The following is a 23370-nucleotide window of genomic DNA, read 5'->3' as shown; positions in this document are numbered from 1 at the left end:
TGAGCGGGCGATGAGCCGAATGGGTCTCCTCAGCGGAGGGTCGTGTCATCCGCGGGAGCGTCCGCTGCGGCGAGCGCCTGCGCTCGTTGCTGTTCGACCGCCTGAGCCGCGGCGGCCGCTGCGCCGGCGGCCGCACCGCGCCGCGACCGCACCCGAGGTCGCCGTGCCCAGAGTCGCGCCCGCTGCGACGAGAGCGCGAGCACGACGAGGATGTCCAGCGGCAAGCCGAAGATGTTGGTGCGCAGCGTCACCTGCTCGCCGCCGTTGAAGAAGTCGATCGCCGCCAGGACGATCAGCAGGCCGCTGTACGACATCGACGCGATGCGCGCCCAGTTGCTGCCCGTGAACACCAGCAGCGCGAGCAAGAAGTAGAACACCAGTCCCGCGGCGAAGACTCCCATCGCGATCCCGAACACGAGGTCGGCCCCCTGCTGCTCGGTGGCTGTGAGCGCACGGCCCGTCTGCGAGACCAGCTCCGAGCGGATGAACGTCGGCCAGGCGAGCACCGTGAGGACGACGGTGAGCACACCCGCGAGCACGCGCAGGACCATCAGCAGGAAGCCCAGCGTCGTCGGCACCGGCCGCCGCTCCGCCCGCTCCAGCCGGCGCTCGTCGGCGCCGGCGGCTCGAGCGACGGCCCACGGCTCGACCACCACCGCGGTCAGGTCGATCACGGGGAGGTCGCCGTCGGTCTCGATGCTGTCGCCACCGCCGTTGCGCGAGTGGTAGCCGGTCGAGAAGTCCCGGATGACCGACACCTCCGCGCCGACGGCCGCGTCGGTCAGGGTCGCGACGATGTGGTCACGCTCGATGTCGGTGTTCGCGTCGATCTTGTGCGTGATCTGCAGCGTGAACAACGAGAAGCCGACCGACCGGTCGAAGGTCCCCGCCGCAAGCCAGTCGACCCGATGGCCGCCCGGAAGCAGCCAGCCCTCGGGGCATCTCCAGAACCGCACGTGATGCCGCTTCGCCGGGTTGCCGCGCACCTCCTGCTGATACGCGATGTCTTGCTGGTGACCGAACAGGAACAGCGGGCTCACCGGCGCCTCGTCGTAGCTCCGGCGGAACAGCGTCGAGGTGATGATGCGCCGGCTGGAGGCGGCTGTGACATCGTCGGCACGGGTCCAGCCCGCCGCGGTCATCGCCTCGTCGAGCTGCGCCTCCGAACCCAGCAGCGCAAGGTTGATCGGGTCTCCCAGCAGGCCGTCGCTGGTTCTCGCCCGCCCGATGAAGTAGTCCGGAACGTAGATCTGGGTGAGGATGCGGTGCAGCCTCGGCAAGACCAGATAGGCGAGGACGATCCAGAACAGCAGGAAGAAGAGGACGAGGAACCAGCCCCACGCGAAACTCTCGGTGAGGACGAGCCACGCCAGCCAGATCGCCGCGACGCCGCCGAAGACGAAGAACACGTTGTCCACGACCGCGTTGACCGAGACTCGGCGACCGGTGGCCGAAAGCGTCTTCGTCGGCTCGGGCCGTGGCGTGGGCGGCAGGGGACTCCCGCCCACGGGCGCGGCCCGCGGCGATCGTCCCGGCTCCCCGGCGGCCACCATGCGCCCATCCTAGAGGGGCGACGGCACGGGTCGTAGGGTGGCCTCATGACCTCCATCACCGAACGCGGCGCCGAGCTGCGCCGACTGCACGCCGCGCCCGAGCTGCTCCAGGTCGTCAACGTGTGGGATGCGATCAGCGCGAAGGCCGTCGCGTCGCTGCCGGAGACACGGGCGCTGGCCACGGCCAGCCACTCGATCGCCGCCACCCTCGGCTACGAGGACGGCGAACGCATCCCGCGCGAGCTCATGCTCGACATGGTCGCCCGCATCGTCGCGACGACCGACCTTCCGGTGAGCGCCGACCTGGAGGCAGGCTACGGCGATGCGGGGGAGACCATCCGCCGGGCGATCGGCGTCGGCGCAGTCGGCGCGAACCTCGAAGACCGGGTACGCCCCTTCGACGAGGCGGTCGCCGCCGTGCGGGCCGCCGTGGCCGCTGCGGAGGCGGAGGGCGTGCCGTTCGCGCTCAACGCCCGCACCGATGTCTGGATCCGCGAGGGGTTCCCCACGGCCGATGAGAGGACCGAGGAGGCCATCCGGCGCGGCCGGGCCTTCCTCGACGAGGGCGCGACGTGCGTTTTCGTGCCCGGGCGGCTCGACGAGGAGACGGTGTCCCGGCTGGTCGGCGGCCTGGGCGACCGCACGCTCAGCGTCATCGCTGTCCCTGGCTCCCTCTCCCCCGCCCGGCTGAGCGAACTCGGCGTGGCCCGGGTGTCGTACGGCCCGTGGACGCAACGGGTCGCGCTCGCCGCATTGCAGGGCACGGCCGCAGAACTGTACGCCGGCGGCGAGCTGCCGGACACCGTTCCCGTCCTGAACTGACACGTCAGCGATCGCACCGACCGAAGGAGAGCCATGGCCGACTTCCGCGCCATCGTCATCGAGCAAGAGACTGAGGGCAGCCGTATCCTGGCGCACACAGCGGAGGTGAGGCAGCTGACCGACGCTTTCCTGATGCCGGGCGACGTCACGGTCGCCGTCGAGTTCTCCGACCTCAACTACAAGGACGGCCTGGCCATCGCCGGCCGACCGGGCGTTGCGCGGGTGTCGCCGCTCATCCCCGGCATCGACCTCGTCGGTATCGTCGACACGTCGCAGGACCCGCGCTGGCGGCCGGGAGACCGGGTTGTGCTGAACGGGGACGGCATCGGCGAGAGCCACCACGGCGGACTGGCCGAGCGCGCCAGGGTGCGTGGCGACGCCCTGGTGCGGGTGCCGGACACCCTGCTCAACGAGCAGGCCGCCGCGATCGGCACCGCCGGGTTCACCGCGATGCTCGCCGTGCTCGCACTGGAGCGCAACGGCGTCGATCCCGAGCAGGTGCACGCCTCGGGGTCGAGCGTCCTGGTCACGGGCGCGGCCGGCGGCGTGGGGTCGGTGGCCGTGGCCATTCTCGCGAAACTGGGATACCCGGTTACGGCATCCACCGGCCGGCCGGAGGAGCAGGGCGGTTACCTCACCGATCTCGGCGCCACCGCTGTCATCGACCGCGCCGAGCTCGCCGACCCGGGCCGGGCACTGCAATCGCAGCGCTGGGCGGGCGCGATCGACTCGGTCGGCAGCCACACCCTGGCGAACGTGCTCGCCCAGACCCGCTATGGCGGCACGGTCGCCGCCTGCGGGCTCGCGCAGGGCCCCGACCTCCCGGCGACCGTCATGCCGTTCATCCTGCGCGGGATCACTCTCTCCGGGATCAACTCGGTGGAGGCGCCCCTGGCGCTCCGCGAGGCGGCATGGCGTCGGCTCGCCACCGATCTCGACGAAGAGGCGCTCGCCGCGATGACCCGGTTCATCCCACTGGCCGAGGCGATCCCCGCCGCCGAGGACATCCTGGCCGGCCGTCTGCACGGGCGCACCGTCGTCGATGTCCGGGCTTAGAGCGCGCGCTGCCGTAGGCTGACCGCATGATCGTGCTCGCGACCGTCGTCGTCACCCTCGCCGCCGCCCTGCACATCGGCATCTTCGTAATGGAGAGCGTCGCCTGGGCACGACCGGCCGTGTGGAAGCGATTCGGAGTGGCCGACCAGGCGACGGCGGACACCACGCGCCCGATGGCCTACAACCAAGGGTTCTACAACCTGTTCCTCGCCATCGGCGCGATCGTCGGCCTGATCCTGTTCGGCGTCGGCCTGCACGCGGCGGGCCTGGCGCTCATCCTGTTCACCATGGCGAGCATGCTGGCGGCGTCGATCGTCCTGGTGACCACCGGTCGCGGCTACGTGCGACCGGCGATCATCCAGGGCACGCTGCCGCTCATCGGCATCGTGCTGATGCTGCTCTCCTGACGCGGGTCAGCGGAGCTCGGGAGCGACCGACTCCGGACGCAGCCCTCTGCCCACCAATCGCGCCGTGAACCGCTGGGCCAGCGGTGTCGCCACGGTGATCGCCGCCCTCAGCGCGGGCGGCGGCGGCGAGGGCAGGATGGGGCCCGCCCCCGTCCGGCTGATGCGGCGGTGCGCCGCCAACTGGATGCGCTGCATCCACTCCACCGGCGGGAGGCGCCTCCGCTGGACGGCGTCGAGCAGCCGGAGGTCGACGGGACCGTCGCGCAGCGGAGCCGCCAGAGCGTTCGCTGTCGCGACGGCATCCTGGACCGCGTAGTTCACGCCGACGCCGAACGCCGGCGACATGGCGTGGGCGGCATCGCCGATGGCCAGGAAGCCGTGCCGGTACCAGCGCGGGAGCCGGTCGATCTGCACGTTCAGGAGCTTGAGCGGCTCCCAGTCCGTGATCGTCTCCAGCGGCTCGCGGAGGAAGGGCGCGGCCCCGGCCACGGCGGACCGGAACGCCGGCAGACCGGCCTCCCGGAGCGCGTCGATCCCGCCCTTGGCGATCACCAGGCCGGTCTGGAAGTAGTCGCCGCGATCGATCGTCACCACCATGGCGCCACCGCCGAGGTACGCGAGAGTCGACGGCTGGGTCTCGGCAGGCTTCGGGAGCCGGAACCAGATCACGTCGATGGGCACGCCGAAGCGCCGAGGGCGGAGGCCGACGGCCGATCGCAGCACCGAGTCACGACCGTCGGCCGCCACGGTCAGGTCGGCCTCCACCCGCAGCTCGCCGGACGGACCCCGCGCCACCAGGCCGCGCACGGCGTCGCCGTCACGGATCACGCCGGTGACCTCGGTCTGCATCACGAGCCGGAAGTTCGGATACCGCTCCGCCTGCCGGGCGAGGAAGCTCAGGAAATCCCACTGCGGCGCGAGGACGAGGAAATCGTCGGGCGGTCGCAGCCTCCCGAAGTCGATGGGGTGCAGCCGGGTGCCGTCGACCACGGCGTCGAGGGTGCGGATGCTGTTGTGCGGCAGGCCCAGGAAGTCGTCGCGCAGTCCCAGTTCACCCAGGACGCTCACGGTCGAGGGGTGGATGGTGTCGCCGCGGAAGTCGCGAAAGAAGTCGGCGTGCTTCTCGAGGACGACCACGTCGAGCCCGGCGCGCGCCAGGATGAGCCCGAGCATCATCCCGGCCGGGCCGCCGCCTGAGATGGCGCAGGACGCCTGCATCATTTCCATGACCCCGAAGCGTATCCTCCCCACATGGCGATCGTCGGATCGGTTCTCATCGCGCTCGCGGCAGTCGTGCAGCTCGTGTTCTTCGCCATGGAGAGCATGCTGTGGTCGTCGCCGAACGTCTGGCGCCGCTTCGGGATCGCCGACCAGCGCGACGCCGACGTCGTGCGCCCGATGGCGTACAACCAGGGCTTCTACAACCTGTTCCTGGCCGGAGGCGCCACAGTCGGACTGGTGCTGTACTGGACGACACTGCGCCACGTGGGCTTCGGGCTGATCTTCTTCACCGGCACGTGCATGGCACTCGCCGCGATGGTGCTGCTCACGACGGGCCGCCGCCACTGGCGGGCAGCACTGCTGCAGGGACTCCCATCGCTGGTCGCGCTCGTGCTGTTCTCGATCGCGCACGCGGGCTGAGCGCCGGCGGGCTCCCGACACACCGCTTGCGTCTCGCGTGCCGTGGATGCGCTGTTGCTAAGGTGGGTGTAAAGTGCTGAGCCCGGCGCATGCTCGGGGTAGGCGCTTCCCGCCCCCGGCCGTTGCCGGGGGCCTTCATCGTAACGGGCAACTACCCCGGGCACCCCTCCCGAATAGCGATTGACAGCGGCATGCACGGCACTACCTACGTGCGACCAAGTGCTCTGCGGAGCGACCCCTGCGACAGACCTACTCGGGGGAACTATCGCTCGCCACCCGGCATACGCGACAAGATCGGCCATTTGAACCAAGTAGGACTCGTGCGACGCTCTTGGCACGGGGTCATCGACGAAATGCCTGGCGTCGACACGGATGGTCCCGTCTCCGAGCATGCTTCCTGCGGTCAGAAATCGTCGCGCCTTTCGTACGATACGTCGGATGGAGTCGTTTTCCCCGTTGTCGTGGAGGATCATCATCCTCTGCCTCTCGTAGTGGGTCGTGCGCTCGAGTCTTTGAAGCAGAGTCGTCCACGCGAACTCGAAGCAGTTCGAGCCACTCAGCCCATTGCGTTCCTTGTCGATCACGATTGCGAACGCTCGCGCTCCGATCCGGCCCACGATGTCGAGGTGAGCCCGGTAGATGAGATCGCGCTCGGCCGGAGCGAGCCCGAGTGTTCTGAACGCCCCGCTGGAGCGGATCAGGTAGTTTGCCTTCACCTCCGCTGTAACTGGAAGTTCGAAGCGGTCACGCAGGCGTCGCCTGAATTCCACGAGTTGATCGAAACCCGTGGACCACGTATCCGCGTGGATGAGTACGCACCCCAAGACGTAATGCGAGGTCGCCCCGCTCAGTGACGAGCTGCCCGTATTCCCGGACTCGTCGATGTAGGCAAGCAACATCGATCCAGGATCTCCCAGGATTCGAAGGAAACCGGCACGCCACGCCCGGTACTCAAATGTGAAATCGGCTATACGACACTGCCGGGGTGACGGTCAGTCGATGATCTCCCCGTCGGCCGGAATCTCGCTGACGTCGACCCGCAGGGCCTCCACCAGCTTCGCGGCGTGCGGCGTCGAGACGATCACGCGCGAGAACTCCTCGCCGTCGAGGTCGACCACCACGGCCGCGCGCTGCTTGCCCTTGATGAGCAGGAAGTCCTTGCCGCCGTGGAACTTCCAGGTGCCGACCGAGAGCGTGAGCGGGACAGCGGCACCCGGTGCGCGGATGCCGCGGATCCAGATCCACGGGTCTTCCGTGATGGCCACCGACCGGATGCTGTCGCGCGGAATGACGAGATCGTCCCGGCGCAACGACAGCGCCTTCTCAGCCCGCGTGAGATGGATCTCCAGGCGATCGGGGTGAACGTGCAGGTCGGCCATAGGTCTATCCTGCCCGGCGACCGCCGTGCGCGGGGGTCGCGAATCTCACAAAGCCGTAACCGTTGGCTTGGAATCGACGGCATCCGCAGGGCTGCCGGGTCGCAGCCCTGGGCTGCACGGACTCACATGATCCGCCGACGCAGCCGCCATGTATCCTTCTCGTCGTGGCAACGCAGCGGCGGACTCCGGGCTCGCAGACTTCACTTCGTGAAGCCAACCGGGCTCGCATCGTCGACGCCATCAAGAAGCACGGCGGCCTGACCCAGGTCGAGTTGGCCGGCGCGACGGGCCTCTCCCCCGCGACGGTCTCGAACATCGTCAAGGAGCTGTCGAGTTCGGGCGTGCTCCACACTGCGCAGAGCATCCGCTCGGGACGACGCGCCCAGCACGTGACGCTCGCGCACGCGCTCGGCCTCGTCGTCGGCGTCCACTTCTCCACGCGCCACCTGCGCGTCGCGCTAGCCGACGTGGCCAACACCGTGGTGGCCGAGAACCACATGCCGTTGGCCAAGGACCATCGTGCCGACAACGAGCTCGACAAGGTGTCGATGCTCCTCACCGACATGCTCGAGTCCGTCGGCGCATCGCGAGACGAGGTGCTCGCCATCGGGCTCGCGGTGCCGGCGCCGCTCGACCGCCGCACCGGCACCATCGCCCGCAGCGGCATCATGCGGGGCTGGGACGGTGTGGTCATCGCCGAGGCCCTGGAGCGCCGCGTCAAGCGGCCGGTGTTCATCGACAACGCCGCGAATCTGACCGCGCTCGCGGAGTCGCGCCTCGGCGCGGGCCGCGGCAAGCGCACGACCATCACGCTGGATGTCGGCGACGGGATCGGCGCCGGGCTACTCCTCAACGGGCAGCTGTTCCGCGGCAACAACGGGGTGGCAGGCGAGTTCGGTCACACCACGATCCGCGAGAACGGCCCGCTCTGCCGCTGCGGCAACCGCGGCTGCCTGGAGGCGATCGCGGGAGGCCCCGCCATCCTCGACGAGCTGCGCGACCATCTGGGCAGCCTGAAGCTCGGCGACGTCGTGCTGCAGGCGATGGCCGGCGATGCCCGCTGCATCCGGGCGATCGCCGACGCCGGCAAGCACATCGGCATCGCCACGGCGAACCTCTGCAACCTCCTCGACCCGGAGCGCGTCGTCGTCGGCGGCGAACTGGCGCGCGCCGGCGAGCTGCTGCTCGGGCCGATGCGGCACGCGGTGGAGCGCTCGATCATCGTCAACGAAGACCTGATGCCCGATATCGTCCAAGGCCAGCTCGGAGTGCGGGCCGCGACGCTGGGAGCCGTCGCGCATGCCGTCGACAGCGTCTCGATCACCGGCGTCGGCGTCGCCGTGTGACGCTCGTCCCCCATCCTCGGCCCGCCGTGCCCCCCGTCCGTGACGAACCGTTATCGAAAGCTTGAATTCAAGTATTGACGCCAAGCTCCCGCACTGACACACTCAACCCAGCCGCCAAAGAAGGCGGCCTCGAATCGGAGGTTTTTCAATGAAGATCGCCACCAAGAGAGCGGTCGTCGCGTCCGCAGCGATCCTGGCCACAGCCCTCACACTCACAGCGTGTTCGAACGGTTCCGGAAACTCCTCGTCGAACAACGCCTCGGATGCCGCCAACGCAAAGATCGGCCTCCTGCTGCCCGACTCGGTCACCGCCCGCTACGAGTCGGCGGACAAGCCGTTCTTCGAGGCGAAGGTCAAGGACCTCTGCTCCGGCTGCCAGGTCCTCTACGCGAACGCGGACGGCGACGCCAGCAAGCAGCAGCAGCAGGCGGAGTCCATGCTGACCCAGGGCGTCAAGGTCCTGGTCCTCGACCCGTTCGACGGTGAGGCCGCCGCGTCGATCGTCGGCGAGGCGAAGGCCAAGAACATCCCGGTCATCTCCTACGACCGCCTCATCAACAGCCCCGACCTCAACTACTACATCTCGTTCGACAACGAGAAGGTCGGCAAGCTGCAGGCGCAGGCCCTGGTCGACAAGCTGAAGAAGGACAACGTTCCCGCCGGCAGCGGCATCCTGATGGTCAACGGCTCGCCGACCGACAACAACGCCACCCTGTTCAAGAAGGGTGCGCACAGCGTCATCGACTCCAGCGGCTACAAGGTGCTCGCCGAGTACGACACACCAGGATGGGACCCCGCCAAGGCCCAGGACTGGGTGTCCGGTCAGGTCTCGCAGTTCAAGGACCAGATCAAGGGCGTCTACGCGGCCAACGACGGCACCGGCGGCGGTGCGATCGCAGCCATGAAGGCGGCCAACCTGAGCCCGCTCCCGCCGGTCACCGGTCAGGACGCCGAGCTCGCTGGCATCCAGCGGATCCTCGCAGGCGACCAGTACATGACGGTCTACAAGGCGCTCCAGCCCGAGGCCGAGCAGGCGGCGACCCTCGCCGTCGCTCTGACGAAGGGCCAGAAGCCGACCGAGCAGACCACCGAGGTCGCCACGGCAGGCGGCGCGAAGATCGCCTCGATCCTGTTGAACCCGGTCGCGGTGACGACCGACAACATCGAGTCGACGGTCGTGAAGGACAACTTCTACGGCCCCGACTCCGCCTCGAAGATCTGCACCGCCGACTACAAGGCGTACTGCGACAAGTACGGCATCAAGTAGTCACCGAGAGCACCACCCACCCGGCCCGGGCATGCGGACATCCGCCATCCCGGGCCGGGTGGTTCCGCCATACAGTTAGCAAGAAAGCACGCGAACGATCGCGCAGCGTGATCGGTAGCGTCAGGCTCGAAGGAGAACGCCGTGACGATGGAATCCGCGGTCACCGACCAGGAGCGGTCCAGCCGACAGCCCGTCCTCTCATTACGAGGAGTATCGAAAGGATTCGGTGCCGTCCAAGCCCTGACGGACATCCACCTCGACGTCTACCCCGGAGAGGTCGTTGCCCTGGTGGGAGACAACGGAGCGGGCAAGTCGACGCTGGTCAAGATCCTCGCGGGAGTCCACCCGCAGGACTCCGGGACCATCAGCTTCGACGGGCAGGACGTCCACATCCCCTCGCCGGCCGCGTCGCGCGCGCTCGGCATCGCGACGGTCTTCCAGGACCTGGCGCTGTGCGACAACCTCGACGTCGTCTCCAACCTCTTCCTCGGGCGCGAGATCACCCGCGGGACGCTCGACGAGGAGGAGATGGAGAAGCGTTCGTGGAGCCTGCTCCGTCAGCTCTCGGCGCGGATCCCCTCGGTGCGGATCGCCGTCGCCTCGCTCTCGGGAGGCCAGCGGCAGACCGTCGCCATCGCGCGCTCGCTCATCGGCGACCCGCGCGTGGTCATCCTCGACGAGCCGACCGCCGCCCTCGGCGTCGCACAGACCGCGGAGGTGCTCAACCTCATCGAGCGCCTCCGCGAGCGCGGGCTCGGCGTCATCCTGATCAGCCACAACATGGCCGATGTGCAGGCCGTCGCCGACCGCGTCGCCGTGCTGCGGCTCGGCCGGAACAACGGGGACTTCCGGGTTCCCGACGTCAGCTACGAAGAGATCATCTCGGCGATCACCGGCGCGACCGACAACGTCGTCGCGCAGCGGGCCGAACGCATCGAGGAGCGCGTCGAGCGCCTTGAGAACAGCGAAGGGAACCAGGCCTGATGACCAAGGCACCAGAGACTCCGGCCCAGGTCGCCGCCGACCTGCAGGACGAACGCCTGATCCGTGAGGAGGGCCTCGGCGGCGCGGTGCGCGCCTTCGGGCGTCGCGTGCGGGGAGGCGACCTCGGCTCGCTGCCCGTCGTCGTGGGGCTCATCGTGATCTGGGTCGTGTTCCAGATCCTGAACCCCAACTTCCTGAGCGCCAACAACCTGGTCAACCTCACCCTGCAGTGCGCGGCGATCGGTACGATCTCGATCGGCATCGTCCTGGTGCTGCTGCTCGGGCAGATCGACCTGTCCGTCGGCTCGGTGAGCGGTGTCGCGGCGGCCATCCTCGGCGTCGGCTTCACCCAGCTGCACTGGCCGCTCGCCCTGACCGTGATCGTCGCGATCCTCGCGGGCTCGGCCATCGGCTACCTGTACGGGCTGCTGTTCACCCGGTTCGGCGTCCCGAGCTTCGTGATCACGTTGGCCGGCCTCCTCGGCTTCCTGGGCGTCCAGCTCTGGATCCTCGGACCGAACAGCTCGATCAACATCCCCTACGACTCGTGGATCGTGAAGTTCGCGCAGCAGACCTTCCTGCCGCCGTGGGCCGCGTACACGCTCGCCGCGATCGCCGCGCTCGGCATGTTCTTCTCGGACTGGCGCCGCAACGCCCGCCGACGCAAGGCCGGGCTGTCCGAGGGCTCCGTAGCCGTCGTCCTGGTCAAGGCAGCACTCCTGCTGATCGGCCTGTGCATCGCCGTCTGGTACCTCTCCACCGACCGAGGCACGGGCGCGATGTTCCTGCTGTTCGTGATCCTGGTGATCGTGATGAACTTCTTCCTCACCCGCACCAAGTGGGGCCGCTCGGTGTTCGCCGTCGGAGGCTCGGTGGAGGCCGCCCGTCGAGCCGGCATCAAGGTCAACCGCGTCTTCATCAGCGTCTTCATCCTGTGCTCCACGTTCGCTGCGCTCGGCGGTCTGCTCGCCGCGGCACGCCTCGCGTCGGTGAGCGCATCGTCCGGCGGCACCGACACGAACCTGAACGCCATCGCCGCGGCGGTCATCGGCGGCACGAGCCTCTTCGGCGGCCGCGGGTCGGCGTGGTCGGCGCTGCTGGGCATCCTGGTCATCCAGTCGATCTCCAACGGCCTGACGCTGCTGAACCTCGACTCGTCGTACCGCTTCATGATCACGGGCGCGGTGCTGCTGCTCGCGGTCATCATCGACTCGCTGTCCCGCCGCTCGCGCGAATCGCACGGGCAGGCTTAGCGGCCGGCGACCCGGGGCGGGTGTGAGAAGGTGGATCGGTGACCCGGACCACCACCTTCCACGCCCGCCTTCTGCGTTCCGGAGCGGACCCGCAGACGGTGACGGTGCGGGCGCCGTCCGACGTGCCTCCCCGCACGCTGCGGCGCGCAGCAGGTGGCGGAGGTCAGCTCAACTTCGACGTGTACGCGCTGCTCGACGCCGATGGCTGGCCCGCGTCGGCCACCTACACCTATGTCGAGTCGCTCGCGCGCGACCCCTCCGCCGCCGACGAGTGATCCGCCCCGCCGAGGGGTATCAGCTCGCGGAGGCCGCGGCCGCGGCTCGCGCGGCGGCGGGGAGCGCGTCCAGGATGCGGTCGACCGCCGCGTCGTCGTGAGCGGCCGTGACGAACCACGCCTCGAACACGCTCGGCGGCAGTGATACTCCGGCATCCAGCATTGCGTGGAAGAACGGCCGGTAGCGGAACGCCTCCTGCGACTGGACCTCGGCATACGAGCGCGGTGCTGCCGCGAAGTCGCCGAACACGAAGCTGAACAGGTTGCCCGCGCGCTGGACGCGATGCGCGACGCCCTCCGCCGCCAGCGCGCCCGAGACCGCGGCCGACAGCGTGCCGGCCACGACGTCGAGCCGGTCGTACACCGCCTCGTCGGCGTGCGCCAGCGTAGCGAGGCCGGCCGCCACCGCGACCGGGTTGCCCGACAGGGTGCCGGCCTGATAGACCGGCCCGGTCGGCGCGAGGAAGTCCATGAGCTCGGTCCGACCGCCCACGGCGGCCAACGGCATCCCGCCGCCGATCACTTTGCCGAACGTGACGAGATCGGGCGTGTAGCTCCGGTCGAGCCCCCAATAGCCTGCCTCGCTCACCCGGAATCCCGTGAGCACTTCGTCGAGGATGAGCAGGGCGCCGTACTCGTGGGCCAGGTCGGTCAACGCGGCGTTGAAGCCCTCGTCCGGCGCGACGACGCCCATGTTCGCCGCGGCCGCCTCGGTGATCACGGCCGCGATGTCCGGGCCGTTCGCCTCGAACGCGGCACGCACGGCGTCGAGGTCGTTGTACGGCAGCACGAGCGTCTGCGCCGCGGTCGCCTCGGTCACGCCGGCGGAGCCCGGCAGCGACAGGGTCGCGAGACCCGACCCGGCCTCGGCGAGCAGGCCGTCGGAGTGGCCGTGGTAATGCCCGGCGAACTTGATCAGCAACGGACGGCCTGTGTAGCCGCGCGCCAGGCGGATCGCCGTCATCGTCGCCTCCGTGCCGGTGGAGACCAGCCGCAGCTTGTCGATGAACGGCACCCGGCCGAGCACGGCCTCCGCCAGCTCGGTCTCGGCGGGCGTGGAGGCGCCGAACGAGAGCCCCCGACCCGCGGCCTCCTGGACCGCCGAGACGACGGCGGGATGCGCGTGACCGAGGATCGCCGGCCCCCAGGATGCGACCAGGTCGACGTACTCACGCCCTTCGGCGTCGACGATGTAGGGGCCGCGCGCAGACACCATGAAGCGCGGGGTACCGCCGACCGAGCGGAACGCACGCACCGGCGAGTTGACCCCGCCCGGGATCACGCGCTGCGCACGCTCGAACTGCGCGAGGTTGACGTCGCCGAGCGCGGCGCCGTCGGCCAGACTTTGCAGATCCTGCGTGTCGCCGGCGTGACCGCTGCCCCTGTTCACGTCGTTCATCGCAGCCATCCCGCGACCTCGGTCGCCCAGTAGGTGAGCACGGCGTCGGCGCCCGCGCGGCGCGCGCCGACCAGGGTCTCTTCGATCACGCGCTCACGGTCGATCCAGCCGTTCGCGGCCGCGGCCTCCACCATCGCGTACTCGCCGGAGACCTGATAGGCCCAGACGGGGACGTCGCTCATCGCCGCGACATCGCTCAGGACGTCGAGGTAGCTCAGGGCCGGCTTCACCATCAGGATGTCCGCGCCCTCCTCGAGGTCGAGCCGTGCCTCGCGCAGACCCTCACGGCGGTTCGCCGGGTCCTGCTGATAAGCACGGCGGTCGCCGGAGAGCTGGGAGTCCACGGCCTCCCGGAACGGGCCGTAGAAGCCGGAGGCGTACTTCGCGGCGTACGCGAGGATCACGACGTCCGTGCGGCCCGCCGCGTCGAGGGCGTCGCGGACGGCGGCCACCTGACCGTCCATCATGCCGCTCAGGCCGAGCAGCTGCGAACCGGCCTCGGCCTGCGCGATCGCCATGTCGCGGTAGCGCAGGAGCGTCGCGTCGTTGTCGACGTGACCGTCGCCGTCGAGGACGCCGCAGTGACCGTGATCGGTGAACTCGTCCAGGCACAGATCGGTCTGCACCACGAGGGCGTCGCCGACCTCGTCGGCGACCGCGCGCGTCGCGACGTTGAGGATGCCATGCGGGTCGGTGGCGGCGGTGCCGGTCGCATCGCGGGTTTCGGGCACGCCGAAGAGCATGACTCCGCCGACACCGGCCTCCGCGGCCTCCACAGCCGCACGCTTCAGGGAGTCGAGACTGTGCTGCGCGACGCCCGGCATCGACGCGATCGGCTGCGGCTCGGAGGCGCCCTCCCGGACGAACAGCGGGAGGATCAGCTCCGCCGGATGGAGGCGGGTCTCTGCGGTCAGACGGCGCAGCGCCGGCGACTGCCGGAGCCGTCGCGGCCGCACAACGGGATGCAACTCACTCACTCTCCCCAGCCTACGCCCGCGCCGCTGGGTGCCCGCCGTCAGGAGGCGTTCGCGCGACCGGCGGCAGCGGCGACGGCATCGATGAGGGAGGCCGCCGTGCGCTCCTCTGCCACCACGTCGACCCGCAGGCCGTACTCGCGCGCATCGCGCGCGGTCTGCGGCCCGATGGCCGCGACCAGGGTCGTCTCCGGGATCGGGCCGAGCTGCACCTGGACCTGCTCCGCCACCGAACCGCTGGTGACGAGGATGGCCTGCACCAGCCCGTCGCGCACGTCGGCGACGATGTTCTCTGGCACCGGGATGCCGACCGTGCGGTAGGCGACGACCGACTCGACGTGGTGACCGATGCGACGCAGCCCCTCGGTCAGGAGCGGCTTGGCGATCTCCGAACGGAGCGTGAGGATGCGCAGCGGGACGGCACCTCCGGTCGCGGCCTCCCACTCCTCGAGGAGCCCGCGCGCCGAGTTGTCCTCGGCGGGGACGAGGTCCACGCTGTAGCCGGCGGCGGCGAGCGCTGCCGCCGTGGTCTCGCCGACCGCTGCGATGCGCGTGGTCGGCGGCACGACCGCCCGCGCCGCGCTCAGGACGTCCACGGTCGTCGCACTGGTGACGGTGACCCAGTCGAACCCGCCGGCGGCGAGGCGAGCCAGGGCGGCCTCGAGTGCCGGCGCGTCGGCGGTGGGCGCGAAGTTGATCATCGCGGCGACGACCGGCGAGGCGCCCTTGGCGCGCAGGTCGGCCGCGACGGAGTCTCCCCACGGACCGCCCCGCGGCACGAGCACCCGCCAGCCGGCGAGCGGCTTCGGGGCAGGAGACGTGGAGGTCATCGTGAGCTCCCCAGTGGGGCCAGGTCGGCGGCTCCCGCCGTGAGGAGTTCGGCCACAACGCGTGCGCCGACGTCGCGCGCGGCCTCGTCGAGGTCGGCGGCGCCGAACGAGTCGGGAGTGGCGGCGTGGGAGGCGGTGAGTCGTTCGGTGCCGTCGGGACGGTAGACGGTGGCGGTGAGGAAGAGCAGACCGTCGTCGACGAGTGCCGACGCGCCGATCGGTGCCGCGCAGCCCGCTTCGAGGCCGGCGAGCACGGCCCGCTCCGCGGTCGCACAGGCGTGCGTCGTCGCGTGGTCGACCGCCTTGAGCGCACGCGCGACGTCGCCGCGGCCGCTCTGCTCGCCCTCGCGGACCTCCAGCGCCAGGGCGCCCTGGCCCGGTGCGGTCGGAACCTGCGAGAGCGCGAAGAAGTCGGTGACCGCGTCGGTCCGGCCCAGCCGGCCGAGGCCGGCGGCCGCCAGCACGACGGCGTCGAGGTCGCCCTCGGTCACCCTCCCGAGCCGCGTGTCCACGTTGCCGCGGATGTCGATCACCTGCAGATCCGGTCGTGCCGACTTCAGCTGCGCGACGCGGCGTGGCGAGCCGGTGCCCACCGTCGCCCCCTCGGGCAGGGTCTCGAGGGTCCAGCCTTCGCGGGCGCACAGCGCGTCGCGGGCGTCCGCGCGCTTCGGCACGGCTCCGACGATCAAGCCCGGGGCCGCAGCCGTCGGGAGGTCCTTGAGCGAGTGCACCAGCAGGTCGCACTCGTCGGCCAGGAGCGCCTCCCGCAATGCGGTCGCGAACACGCCGGTGCCGCCCAGGTCGGACAGCGACTCCCGTGAGGTGTCGCCGTGGGTGGTCACGGTGATCAGCTCGACATCGAGGCCGGTCGCACGCGCGATCGACTCGGCGACCGCGCGGGTCTGCGCGATCGCGAGCGCGCTCCCGCGGGTGCCGATGCGCAGAACGCCGTCGCGCCGGTCGGCGCGGCCCTCGGCCAGGCTCACCGTGCCGGTCACGGCGCGAGCCCCGCAGCGGCGGGCTTGAAGCCCAGTCGGACGTTCTCGCAGCAGCCCGGGCGGCACACGTCGTACCACGGGCCGAGCGGAGTCAGGGCCGGGCGCTGGTCCACGGGAAGGCCGTCACGCCGCTCGAGCACCAGATCCACCAGGCCCTTCACGTAGCGCGCGTGCGTACCGGGCGTCGGGACGCGCACCGCGATGAGACCGTTCTCTTCGCTCGTCTCCATCGCCTCGTTGTCGAGGTCCCAGAGCACCTCCATGTGATCGCTGACGAACCCGAGCGGCACGATGATGACGGCCTTGACGCCGAGCGCGGGCAGTTCCGCGATCCGGTCGTTGATATCGGGTTCGAGCCACGGCATCGAGGGAGGGCCGGAGCGGGACTGGTAGACCAGGTCCCACCCGATGACGCCGTCCGCCGCCGCCTGCGAGACGACTTCGGCCACCGCCAGATGCTGAGCGGCGTAGGCGCCGCCCTCGCCGAAGCCGCGCTCGGCCGGCCCGGACTTGGCCGCGTCGGTCGACGGGATCGAGTGCGTCGAATAGAGGATACGGATCTCGGTGGCCGGGTCGATTCCCGGCACCCGCTCGCGGAGCTCGTCGACGGCGTTGCGCACACCCTCGATGAACGGCTCGACGAAGCCCGGGTGGTCGAAGAACTGACGCACCTTGTCGATCTGGATCGTGCCCTCCAGCCCGGTCTCCTCGAGCGCGCGGGCGAAGTCTTCACGGTATTGGCGGCAGCTCGAGTACGAGGAGTATGCGCTGGTGGCGATCGCGATGATCCGCCGGTGGCCGCGCTCGTCGGCCTCCCGGAGCGCGTCCTCGAGATACGGGTCCCAGTTGCGGTTGCCCCACAGCACGGGCAGGTCGATCCCGCGCGAGGCGAGCTCGGCCTCCAGGGCCGCCTTGAGCTCGCGGTTCTGGTCGTTGATCGGGCTCACGCCCCCGAAGTGACGGTAGTGGTGCGCGACTTCTTCGAGGCGCTCCTCCGGGATGCCACGGCCCCTGGTCACGTTCCGCAGGAAGGGGATGACGTCGTCCTGGCCCTCCGGCCCGCCGAACCCGGCGAGGAGGATCGCGTCGTAGGCGACGGGCTCGGTGACGTGCGCCGGGCCGGATGCGGCGGCAGGCGTGGCGCCCAGGACCCGGGGCGCAGCCTCGGTCCCCGTCACTGCAGGACCTCCACGATCTCGGCCGGGAGGATGCGGCGGCCGGTGAAGAACGGCACCTCTTCGCGCACATGGCGCCGAGCCTCGGTGTAGCGGAGGTCGCGCATCATGTCGACGAGGTCGGTGAGGTCGTCGGCCTCGAGCGGGAGGATCCACTCGTAGTCGCCGAGCGCGAACGATGCGACGGTGTTCGCCAGCACCCCGCGGAACGCGGCGCCCTTGCGCCCGTGCTCGGCCAGCATCTGCGACCGCTCCTCCTCGGGAAGCAGATACCACTCGTAGCTGCGCACGAACGGGTACACGCACAGCCAGCCCTTCGGCTCCTTGCCGCGCAGGAATCCGGGGACGTGCGAGCGGTTGAACTCCGCGTCGCGGTGCACGCCCATGGCGTTCCACGTCGGCAGCAGCGCCTTGAGCAGACGGGTGCGGCGGAGCTGGCGCAGCGCGTACTGCAGGCCCTCCGCGTCCGGGCCGTGCAACCAGACCATCACGTCGGCGTCGGCGCGGAGGCCGCTCACGTCGTACAGGCCGCGGGTGGTGACGTTCTGCAGCTCGAGATCGGCGATGACGCCCTCGAGTTCCTGCACCGCCTTCGGGACGTCGGTGCCGTCGAGGTCGTCGGGGCGCGCCGGGTCACGGCGCAGCACAGCCCACAGGGTGAACCCGCTCGGGACTTCGGGGGCAGCCTGTTCGGAGGGACGTGATTCGGGGGAGGTCGACTCTGCCGGGACGGCAGCCGGGGTACTCATACCGACAGTCTCCCTCGCAAACCTGTGAAGGCAAAAACGGTCACCGGCGGGAGGCCGCCACGATCCCCCAGACGACTCCGCCCACCACGACGGCGGCCCCCACCGCGATGCCGACGAGGGCGAGCGGGTTGTCCTCCCGCAGCCGGCGAACCCGTTCCGCGGTGCGCTGGGGCACATTCAGCTTGTAGGTGATCGCGTCGACGGTGGCGGCCAGTTCGGCGCGAGCACGATCGACGTCACTGCGGTCAGTTGTCATACTTGCCCAGCCCCTTCAGCGCGTCGATGTCGGTCTTGACGCTCGCGATCGTCTCCGTCGGAGCGACGCCGTTCATCCGCTTGAGCGACGAGACGCCGATCAGAGCGAGGACGACGGCGACGATCACGAGCGCCGCGAAGACGATGAGCGCCGACGCCCATCCCGGGAGCACCACGGCCAGCGCGAGGATCGCGGCCGCGACGAGGACGCCCACGGCGAAGAACAGCAGGGCCGCGGCGACCACGAAGAGCCCTATGCCGATGCCGGCATACTTGGCCTTCTCGGCGAACTCCGCACGCAGGTGGGCCAGCTCGGCCTTCAGCAAGCCGATGAGGAGCCGGGGCAGCGCCGTGATCAGCTCGCCCAACGACTGAGATCTCGCCCGCTCTCGATCGGTCATCCGCTCACCTGCCCCTTCGGTCGCATCCGGCGGCCGCTACTCCTGGTGATCATCCCGCGTCGCGGGCACCACGGCCACCCCCGACGGCCGCGGGCCGGGCTGCCGCGCCTCCCTGCGGCGGTCGTTGGCGCGCACGACGGCCTTCTTGACCGTGATGTACACGGCCTCGGGGACCTCGCCGATCTTCTCGGCGACGAAGTCCTCGACGGCGTTCACCTGCTTCTGCACGCCGGGCGACTCCCAGACCTTCAGCGCCGCCGACCTCATCTGCTCGTAGCGCTTGCGCCCGGCGCGCGTGCCGAGCACGTAGCCCACGGCCGCTCCGGTCACGAAGAGAAGCTTTCCCCGCATACGTCCCTCACCTCTTCAGGTCGTCGGTCAGTGCCTTCCAGCGTAGACCCCGTGCTCGCTCCGCCACCCGGCGTGCGTCCGGGATGACGGATGCCAGCCCGGTGCCGGTGAGCCAGGAGCCGGTCACCTCGAGACCCTCGACGCCCTCGACCTCGTCGCGGACCCGCTGGATGCGCTCCCGCTGCCCCACTGTCGCATAGGGAAGCGCGTTCGTCCAGGGGGTCCGGGCGAATGCGGAGACATCGGATTCCGTGAGCGGAATATTCAGGAGAGCCGCGGCATCCGCGACGGCGCGACGGCGGAGCTCGTCGTCGCTGAGGGCGACCGTCTCGGCCGGGCGGCCGGCACGGCCGTAGGACAGGCGCACCACGTGACGCCCGGGCCCCGCGGCCTCCGCCACCCACGCCCACTTGGCGCTGGAGTGCGTCATCGCCTTCGCGCCGACGCCCGACGCGCCGGTGTCGGCGACGAGGACACCCGTGCCGACCGGAGCGGCGCCGATGCGATCGTCCGTCAGGACCAGCGTGACCAGCTCGACGCTGGACGCGGCGGGCCAGTCCAGCGCAGCCAGATCGGCGAGCCGCGCGTCGGTGCCGGGCAGCAGCGCGAGCGCGGCGTCGGCGGGGGCCGTCACGACGAGGACGTCGGCATCGACGGTCGAACCACCGGCCAGCCGGAGCGTCCAGCGCGCCGGACGGTCGTCCGCGGGGCTCGGCAGCGGCGGGGACGGCTCCCCGGCCGCCCTGCCGGCGCCGGCGTCGGCATCGGCATCGGCATCGTCGTACGATCCGGCCAGGGCCTCCTCGACAGCGTGTGCCGCGACTTCCTCCGGGCCAGGGGCGACCCATGGCTCCACGCCGATCACCGGCGCCTCCGTGCGGATGACGCCGCCGCGGGCGACGATGTCGTCGGCGAGCGCAGCCGGCAGCTTCCACATGCCGCCGCGGATTCCCTGCACAGCGCTGCCCGCTTTGGCGGACGAGCGCAGGTCGCCCACCGCGCCGGAGAGCGAGCCGAGCCGTGTCAGCGCGGCGTTCAGTCCGGGGGCGACCACATCGACGTCGAGTTCGTCGGGGTTCGCCGAGTAGACACCGGTGACGACCGGCGACACCAGCTCGTCGAGGACCTTCGACCCCATGCGCTTGCGGACGAGCGTTCCGAGTCGGCGCTCCTGGCCGATCTTGAGCACGGGAAGCAGCCGGTCCATGTATGCGCGAACCGCGCCGCCCCACCCGATCGCCGCGACGACGTCGGTGGCGAGGGGGGAGCTCGGGATCCCCAGCAGACCCGCCCGGGGCAAGGGAACGCTGCGCGAGCCGTTCCGCACCCACGCCCCGGCCGGGTTCGGCGTGACGATCGCCTCACCGAGGCCGAGGTCGTCGAGGAGGTCGGCCACGTGGCCGCCCCGCGTCGCGAAGCTCTCGGCACCGGCGTCCAGCGTCAGGCCGTCGATCGCGAGCGGAGCCACCGAGCCGCCGACGCGATCGGAGGCCTCGAACACCGTGACCTCGAACCCGGGCCGGGCGCACTCCCGCGCGACCACGAGTCCCGCTACGCCTCCGCCGACGATCGCGATGCGCGTGGGCGGAGCCTCCACCGCGTGCCGCACCTCCGCGGCGAGAGCGTCGTGGTCGAGCGGCCCGGAGGTCACGCGCGCCACCCGTGGACGAGCTCCACGACGCGGGTCAGCACGGCAGGATCGGTCTCGGGCGGGACGCCGTGGCCGAGGTTCAGCACATGCGCCGGCGCCTCGCGCCCCCGCTCCAGCACATCGACGACGTGCGCCGACAGCACCTCCCATGGTGCGTCCAGCATCGCCGGGTCGACGTTGCCCTGCACCGGCACGACGTGGCCGAGCCGGCGGGCCGCCTCGTCGAGCGGGGTGCGGTAGTCCACGCCGACCGTGTCGGCGCCCACATCGTGCATCGCCTTCAACAGCTCCCCCGTCCCGACGCCGAAGTGGACGATGGGGACGTTGCGCACCAGCGGTTCGTTCGCATCGGCCTCCGCCGGCTCCCCGGATTCCGTCGGCGACGCCTCGCCCGCGGGCCGCGGCACCTCGTACGTGAGGTCGCGCACGTGCGACAGGGCGCGCGCCGACGCCGGAGCGACGTGCTCCACATAGTCGCGCAACGACAGCGATCCGGCCCACGAGTCGAAGAGCTGCGCGGCGCTCGCACCCGCCAGGAGCTGCGCGCGGAGGAAGGCGCCCGTGACATCGGCGCTCCAGGCCATGAGCCGCGCCCAGGTCTGCGGGTCGGCGTGCATCAGCGTCCGCGCGCGGATGTGGTCCTTCGACGGGCCGCCCTCGACCAGGTACGCGGCCAGCGTGAACGGCGCTCCGGCGAAGCCGATCAGCGGCGTCGATCCCAGCTCGGCCGTCGTTAGCCGCACGGCTTCGGCGATCGGCGCGAAGGTCTCGGCGTCGAGGGCGGCCGGGTCGGTCTCCTCCAACCGCGAGACGTCGGCCGCCGTGCGCACCGGCTGCTCGAACACCGGGCCGCGACCGGGCTGGATCTCCACGGCGACGCCGGCGAGCTTGAGCGGGACGACGATGTCGCTGAAGAAGATGCCGGCGTCGACGCCGTGCCTGCGCACCGGCTGCAGGGTGATCTCGCTGGCCATCGCCGGATCGAGGCAGGCGTCGAGCATCCGGGTGCCGACGCGCAGTTCGCGGTACTCGGGAAGGGACCGACCGGCCTGGCGCATGAACCAGACGGGCACGACCTCTTGGCGCTCTCCCTGGTAGGAGCGCACGAGGCGGCTGTCGGCAGTGCGGCCGGCGGAGAGCGGGTGGGACGGGTCGAGGGAGGTCACCCGCCCATTCTCCCAGGGACGAATCTGCCAATCCTCCGGGAATCTCGGCGATGGTCCGCCGGACGCGGTATCCCGATTCGAGGAACGCGGGCGGCGAGCGTAGGCTTTCCCCCGTGCTTCTCTGCTTCTCGTCGAGCCACCGCACCGCGGGGTTCGACCTCCTCGAACGGCTCGAGCGCCATGCGCCGGCCGTCACAGCGGCACTCGCAGAGCACAGCGAATTCGTGAGCGGATCGGTCGTTCTCGCCACCTGCAACCGCTTCGAGGCCTACCTCGACATCGACGAGCCCCTCCCAGCCGCGCGCGCCGTCCCGGCGGAGGCCGTCATCGACACGGTCAGTGCCGCCACCGGCATCGACGCCGACGAGCTCCGGGCCTCCAGCTCCGTCTACCGCGACGACGACGTCGCCGAGCACCTCTTCTCCGTTTCCAGCGGCCTCGAGTCCGTCGTGGTCGGCGAGGGCGAGATCGCCGGACAGGTGCGCCGGGCGCTCCAGACGGCGCGTGCGGCGGGAACGGTGACCGGCGACCTCGAACGCCTCTTCCAGGTCGCGTCCCGCACCTCGCGCGGCGTCAAGAACCGCACCGGCATCATGACCGCCGGGCGCTCGATGGTGCGGCTCGCACTCGAGCTCGCCGAGAGCCGGGTCGCCGACTGGAGTCGCGTGCGCGTGCTGCTGGTGGGCACGGGCAAGTACGCCGGTGCCAGCCTGGCGGCGCTGCGCGACCACGGCGTGAGCGATGTGCGCGTCTACTCGCCCACCGGACGGGCGGCGAAGTTCGCGCTCTCGCACGACGTGACGGCCGTGGCGCCGGGAGGCCTCCTCGAGGAGCTGGCGGGCGCCGACCTCGTGGTCGCCTGCTCCGCCGTCACCGACCACGTCGTCACGCACGCCCTGCTGGCCGAGGCGCTCCGCCTCCCGGGAGCCGCGGAGCGCCGCCTCGTCATCGACCTCGGCCTGCCGCGCAACGTCGACCCTGCGGTCGCCGGGCTGTCCGGAGTCGAGCTGCTCGACCTCGAGACCATCAGCATCCATGCCCCGGTGGAGGAGCTGAACGCCGCCGCCGACGCCCGCGAGCTCGTCGACGCGGCCGCGGCCGAGTTCGCCGCTCGCACCACCGAGCAGGCCGTGACGCCGGCTCTCATCGCGCTCCGCTCCCACGTCTTCGGCGTCCTCGACGCCGAGATCGCCCGTGCGCGCTCGCGCGGCGACTCGTCGGAGCAGACCGAGGCGGCCCTGCGTCACCTCGCCGGGGTCCTGCTGCACACGCCGTCGGTGCGCGCGAGGGAGCTCGCCCGCCAGGGCGATGCGCAAGCCTTCGTCGACGCGACCTCCGCCCTGTTCGGCCTGGAGGTCGACGACGTGCCGGCGACGCGGACGCTGCACGCCGTCGACGACGAGACCGCGGCATCCTGACGGATCACCCGACAACCGAC

Annotated in this window: 24 protein-coding genes and 1 pseudogene; 10 read left to right on the top strand and 15 right to left on the bottom strand. The window is 70.7% G+C overall.

Going from position 1 to position 23370, the window contains the following annotated elements:
• Positions 1-29 precede the first annotated feature (29 nt).
• Positions 30-1553, bottom strand: coding sequence for an LssY C-terminal domain-containing protein (locus tag Q0Q23_RS05190; protein WP_295120344.1), 1524 nt, complete (start codon positions 1551-1553; stop codon positions 30-32).
• A 45-nt stretch (positions 1554-1598) separates the two neighbouring features.
• Here Q0Q23_RS05190 and Q0Q23_RS05185 point away from each other — a divergent pair, with 45 nt between their 5' ends.
• Genes Q0Q23_RS05185 through Q0Q23_RS05175 form a run of 3 tightly spaced genes read left to right on the top strand, consistent with a single transcriptional unit; the run spans position 1599 to position 3838 of the window.
• Positions 1599-2375, top strand: coding sequence for an isocitrate lyase/phosphoenolpyruvate mutase family protein (locus tag Q0Q23_RS05185; RefSeq protein WP_295120341.1), 777 nt, complete (start codon positions 1599-1601; stop codon positions 2373-2375).
• A gap of 33 nt (positions 2376-2408) precedes the next feature.
• A complete protein-coding gene (locus Q0Q23_RS05180; RefSeq protein ID WP_295120338.1) occupies positions 2409-3431 on the top strand; it encodes an MDR family oxidoreductase in 1023 nt (340 codons plus the stop codon).
• Positions 3432-3457: 26 nt separating this feature from the next.
• Positions 3458-3838, top strand: a complete 381-nt coding sequence (locus Q0Q23_RS05175) for a DUF1304 domain-containing protein (RefSeq protein WP_295120335.1) — start codon at positions 3458-3460, stop codon at positions 3836-3838.
• A 6-nt stretch (positions 3839-3844) separates the two neighbouring features.
• Here the strand turns inward: Q0Q23_RS05175 and Q0Q23_RS05170 are convergent, their stop codons facing one another.
• Positions 3845-5065, bottom strand: a complete 1221-nt coding sequence (locus tag Q0Q23_RS05170) for an FAD-dependent oxidoreductase (RefSeq protein WP_295120332.1) — start codon at positions 5063-5065, stop codon at positions 3845-3847.
• A gap of 24 nt (positions 5066-5089) precedes the next feature.
• On the opposite strand from Q0Q23_RS05170, the gene Q0Q23_RS05165 reads away from it, so the two are divergent.
• Positions 5090-5479: a DUF1304 domain-containing protein gene (locus Q0Q23_RS05165; protein ID WP_295120329.1), complete on the top strand. Its 390-nt coding sequence runs from the start codon at positions 5090-5092 to the stop codon at positions 5477-5479.
• Positions 5480-5760: 281 nt separating this feature from the next.
• On the opposite strand, the pseudogene Q0Q23_RS19980 reads toward Q0Q23_RS05165, so the two are convergent.
• Both Q0Q23_RS19980 and Q0Q23_RS05160 read right to left on the bottom strand, forming a co-directional pair.
• Positions 5761-6378, bottom strand: a pseudogene (locus Q0Q23_RS19980) (DUF3800 domain-containing protein); the annotation flags it as partial.
• Positions 6379-6471: 93 nt separating this feature from the next.
• A complete protein-coding gene (locus Q0Q23_RS05160; protein ID WP_295120326.1) occupies positions 6472-6858 on the bottom strand; it encodes a hypothetical protein in 387 nt (128 codons plus the stop codon).
• Between the two features lie 164 nt (positions 6859-7022).
• On the opposite strand from Q0Q23_RS05160, the gene Q0Q23_RS05155 reads away from it, so the two are divergent.
• The 5 genes from Q0Q23_RS05155 to Q0Q23_RS05135 all read left to right on the top strand — a co-directional run bounded on the left by Q0Q23_RS05155 (position 7023) and on the right by Q0Q23_RS05135 (position 11983).
• Entirely contained in the window at positions 7023-8204 is a 1182-nt protein-coding gene (locus Q0Q23_RS05155; protein ID WP_295120322.1) for an ROK family transcriptional regulator, read from the top strand.
• Positions 8205-8352: 148 nt separating this feature from the next.
• Positions 8353-9471: a sugar ABC transporter substrate-binding protein gene (locus Q0Q23_RS05150; RefSeq protein ID WP_295120319.1), complete on the top strand. Its 1119-nt coding sequence runs from the start codon at positions 8353-8355 to the stop codon at positions 9469-9471.
• 147 nt (positions 9472-9618) lie between these two features.
• The gene (locus Q0Q23_RS05145; protein WP_295120427.1) at positions 9619-10455 is read left to right on the top strand and encodes an ATP-binding cassette domain-containing protein; all 837 of its coding nucleotides are present in this window, start codon (positions 9619-9621) and stop codon (positions 10453-10455) included.
• On the top strand, positions 10455-11708 hold the full coding sequence (locus tag Q0Q23_RS05140) for a sugar ABC transporter permease (protein WP_295120316.1): 1254 nt from the start codon (positions 10455-10457) through the stop codon (positions 11706-11708). The genes Q0Q23_RS05145 and Q0Q23_RS05140 overlap by 1 nt, the downstream gene beginning before the upstream one ends.
• A gap of 38 nt (positions 11709-11746) precedes the next feature.
• Positions 11747-11983: a hypothetical protein gene (locus Q0Q23_RS05135; protein WP_295120314.1), complete on the top strand. Its 237-nt coding sequence runs from the start codon at positions 11747-11749 to the stop codon at positions 11981-11983.
• A gap of 19 nt (positions 11984-12002) precedes the next feature.
• Here Q0Q23_RS05135 and hemL read toward each other — a convergent pair whose 3' ends face one another.
• Genes hemL through Q0Q23_RS05080 form a run of 11 tightly spaced genes read right to left on the bottom strand, consistent with a single transcriptional unit; the run spans position 12003 to position 21932 of the window.
• Positions 12003-13391 (bottom strand): glutamate-1-semialdehyde 2,1-aminomutase, encoded by a 1389-nt coding sequence (gene hemL, locus Q0Q23_RS05130; RefSeq protein WP_295120311.1) that lies wholly within the window; start codon positions 13389-13391, stop codon positions 12003-12005.
• Positions 13379-14350, bottom strand: coding sequence for a porphobilinogen synthase (gene hemB, locus Q0Q23_RS05125; protein ID WP_295120424.1), 972 nt, complete (start codon positions 14348-14350; stop codon positions 13379-13381). The genes hemL and hemB overlap by 13 nt, the downstream gene beginning before the upstream one ends.
• A gap of 47 nt (positions 14351-14397) precedes the next feature.
• A complete protein-coding gene (locus Q0Q23_RS05120) occupies positions 14398-15186 on the bottom strand; it encodes a uroporphyrinogen-III synthase (protein ID WP_295120308.1) in 789 nt (262 codons plus the stop codon).
• Positions 15183-16184 (bottom strand): hydroxymethylbilane synthase, encoded by a 1002-nt coding sequence (gene hemC / locus Q0Q23_RS05115; RefSeq protein ID WP_295120304.1) that lies wholly within the window; start codon positions 16182-16184, stop codon positions 15183-15185. The genes Q0Q23_RS05120 and hemC overlap by 4 nt, the downstream gene beginning before the upstream one ends.
• Positions 16181-17362 (bottom strand): ferrochelatase, encoded by a 1182-nt coding sequence (locus Q0Q23_RS05110; protein ID WP_295120301.1) that lies wholly within the window; start codon positions 17360-17362, stop codon positions 16181-16183. The genes hemC and Q0Q23_RS05110 overlap by 4 nt, the downstream gene beginning before the upstream one ends.
• On the bottom strand, positions 17359-18108 hold the full coding sequence (gene hemQ, locus Q0Q23_RS05105; RefSeq protein ID WP_295120298.1) for a hydrogen peroxide-dependent heme synthase: 750 nt from the start codon (positions 18106-18108) through the stop codon (positions 17359-17361). Before hemQ ends, Q0Q23_RS05110 begins: the two co-directional genes overlap by 4 nt.
• Positions 18109-18148: 40 nt before the next feature.
• Positions 18149-18364: a DUF3618 domain-containing protein gene (locus Q0Q23_RS05100; RefSeq protein WP_295120295.1), complete on the bottom strand. Its 216-nt coding sequence runs from the start codon at positions 18362-18364 to the stop codon at positions 18149-18151.
• The gene (locus Q0Q23_RS05095; RefSeq protein ID WP_295120293.1) at positions 18354-18764 is read right to left on the bottom strand and encodes a phage holin family protein; all 411 of its coding nucleotides are present in this window, start codon (positions 18762-18764) and stop codon (positions 18354-18356) included. The genes Q0Q23_RS05100 and Q0Q23_RS05095 overlap by 11 nt, the downstream gene beginning before the upstream one ends.
• Before the next feature lie 36 nt (positions 18765-18800).
• Positions 18801-19115 carry a hypothetical protein gene (locus tag Q0Q23_RS05090; RefSeq protein WP_295120289.1) on the bottom strand — a complete coding sequence of 105 codons (315 nt, stop codon included), beginning with the start codon at positions 19113-19115 and terminating at the stop codon, positions 18801-18803.
• 7 nt (positions 19116-19122) lie between these two features.
• The gene (locus Q0Q23_RS05085; protein WP_295120286.1) at positions 19123-20766 is read right to left on the bottom strand and encodes an NAD(P)/FAD-dependent oxidoreductase; all 1644 of its coding nucleotides are present in this window, start codon (positions 20764-20766) and stop codon (positions 19123-19125) included.
• Entirely contained in the window at positions 20763-21932 is a 1170-nt protein-coding gene (locus Q0Q23_RS05080) for a uroporphyrinogen decarboxylase (RefSeq protein ID WP_295120283.1), read from the bottom strand. Before Q0Q23_RS05080 ends, Q0Q23_RS05085 begins: the two co-directional genes overlap by 4 nt.
• Positions 21933-22045: 113 nt before the next feature.
• Between Q0Q23_RS05080 and Q0Q23_RS05075 the strand changes: the two genes are divergently transcribed.
• Complete coding sequence (locus tag Q0Q23_RS05075; protein ID WP_295120280.1) at positions 22046-23350, top strand: glutamyl-tRNA reductase; 1305 nt, start codon at positions 22046-22048, stop codon at positions 23348-23350.
• Positions 23351-23370 lie beyond the last annotated feature (20 nt).

Source organism: uncultured Leifsonia sp., from assembly GCF_945957465.1.
Lineage (GTDB): Bacteria > Actinomycetota > Actinomycetes > Actinomycetales > Microbacteriaceae > Leifsonia.
Note: the sequence above shows the minus strand (reverse complement) of the source record. Positions and strands in the feature narration are given on the sequence as shown.

Bases quoted from the DNA above. Each gene is read 5' to 3' on its own strand.
- Q0Q23_RS05190 (WP_295120344.1), bottom strand. From the start codon at position 1,553: ATGGTGGCCGCCGGGGAGCCGGGACGATCGCCGCGGGCCGCGCCCGTG.
- Q0Q23_RS05185 (WP_295120341.1), top strand. From the start codon at position 1,599: ATGACCTCCATCACCGAACGCGGCGCCGAGCTGCGCCGACTGCACGCC.
- Q0Q23_RS05180 (WP_295120338.1), top strand. From the start codon at position 2,409: ATGGCCGACTTCCGCGCCATCGTCATCGAGCAAGAGACTGAGGGCAGC.
- Q0Q23_RS05175 (WP_295120335.1), top strand. From the start codon at position 3,458: ATGATCGTGCTCGCGACCGTCGTCGTCACCCTCGCCGCCGCCCTGCAC.
- Q0Q23_RS05170 (WP_295120332.1), bottom strand. From the start codon at position 5,065: ATGGAAATGATGCAGGCGTCCTGCGCCATCTCAGGCGGCGGCCCGGCC.
- Q0Q23_RS05165 (WP_295120329.1), top strand. From the start codon at position 5,090: ATGGCGATCGTCGGATCGGTTCTCATCGCGCTCGCGGCAGTCGTGCAG.
- Q0Q23_RS05160 (WP_295120326.1), bottom strand. From the start codon at position 6,858: ATGGCCGACCTGCACGTTCACCCCGATCGCCTGGAGATCCATCTCACG.
- Q0Q23_RS05150 (WP_295120319.1), top strand. From the start codon at position 8,353: ATGAAGATCGCCACCAAGAGAGCGGTCGTCGCGTCCGCAGCGATCCTG.
- Q0Q23_RS05145 (WP_295120427.1), top strand. From the start codon at position 9,619: ATGGAATCCGCGGTCACCGACCAGGAGCGGTCCAGCCGACAGCCCGTC.
- Q0Q23_RS05140 (WP_295120316.1), top strand. From the start codon at position 10,455: ATGACCAAGGCACCAGAGACTCCGGCCCAGGTCGCCGCCGACCTGCAG.
- hemL (WP_295120311.1), bottom strand. From the start codon at position 13,391: ATGGCTGCGATGAACGACGTGAACAGGGGCAGCGGTCACGCCGGCGAC.
- Q0Q23_RS05120 (WP_295120308.1), bottom strand. From the start codon at position 15,186: ATGACCTCCACGTCTCCTGCCCCGAAGCCGCTCGCCGGCTGGCGGGTG.
- hemQ (WP_295120298.1), bottom strand. From the start codon at position 18,108: ATGAGTACCCCGGCTGCCGTCCCGGCAGAGTCGACCTCCCCCGAATCA.
- Q0Q23_RS05100 (WP_295120295.1), bottom strand. From the start codon at position 18,364: ATGACAACTGACCGCAGTGACGTCGATCGTGCTCGCGCCGAACTGGCC.
- Q0Q23_RS05095 (WP_295120293.1), bottom strand. From the start codon at position 18,764: ATGACCGATCGAGAGCGGGCGAGATCTCAGTCGTTGGGCGAGCTGATC.
- Q0Q23_RS05090 (WP_295120289.1), bottom strand. From the start codon at position 19,115: ATGCGGGGAAAGCTTCTCTTCGTGACCGGAGCGGCCGTGGGCTACGTG.